The organism is Streptomyces sp. NPDC127092 (assembly GCF_042722475.1).
GTDB lineage: Bacteria > Actinomycetota > Actinomycetes > Streptomycetales > Streptomycetaceae > Streptomyces.
Map to the genome: position 1 here is coordinate 398 of NZ_JBHXFE010000323.1, position 804 is coordinate 1,201.

Consider the following 804-nt stretch of genomic DNA (forward strand, 5'->3'; position numbering starts at 1 on the left):
TACACCGACAGGGAGAAGTTGGCGGCGGCCAGCAGGACGACGCCGACCGGGTCCAGGTCCGGACGCCGCGCCCGCTCGGGGACGGTGCGCGGCAGCCACTGGCGGGCCACGATCAGGGCGCCGAGGGCGATGGGCACGTTCACCAGAAAGGTCGCGCGCCAGCCGAGGTCGCCGCCGAGCCACGCGATGAGCCCGCCGCTGAGCAGCGGCCCCACCGCCACGGACACCCCGACGACGGCGCCGAGCGCCCCGAACGCCCGGGCGCGGGAGGCGCCGGAGAACTCGCCCTGGATGAAGCCGGTGACCTGCGGGTTGAGCAGGCCCGCGCCCACGCCCATGACCAAGCGCGCGAGCACGAGCAGGACGCCCGTGGGCGCCAGGCCGGACAGGAGCGCACCGAGCGCGAACACGCCGAGGCCCACCAGGAACAGCCGGCGGCGGCCGAAGAGGTCACCCGCCCGGCCCGCCGGCACGAGCACCATGCCGAACACGAGGGTGTAGCCGGAGATGGCCCACTGCAGCTCCGCGTCGCTGGCGTCCAGGCCCCGCTGCAGGGCGGGCAGGGCCACGTTGATGCTGGACACGGCCAGCAGGGACATGAAGATCGGGATGAGGAGCACCGCGAGGATGCGCTGCTGGTGCGGGGTGAAGACCGAGGACGCGGCGCCGTCGGACGGACGCGGGGCGACGGGCATGCGGTCTCCTTCACAAGGGTGTCTCGGGCGCTCTCCAGGATCGGCCCTCGTCCCGCATCGTGCCAGGTCCGAGGGTCCTCGGCCCGGTGCGGCGCACGGAGGCCATGAC

The 804-nt window shown here is 74.3% G+C and carries 1 protein-coding gene; it reads right to left on the reverse strand.

All coding sequences use genetic code 11. The features are described from left to right. The coding region (locus ACFWJO_RS40090) for an MFS transporter (protein WP_386873270.1) at nucleotides 1-695 on the reverse strand (695 nt) is incomplete at its 3' end. Nucleotides 696-804: the final 109 nt, after the last annotated feature.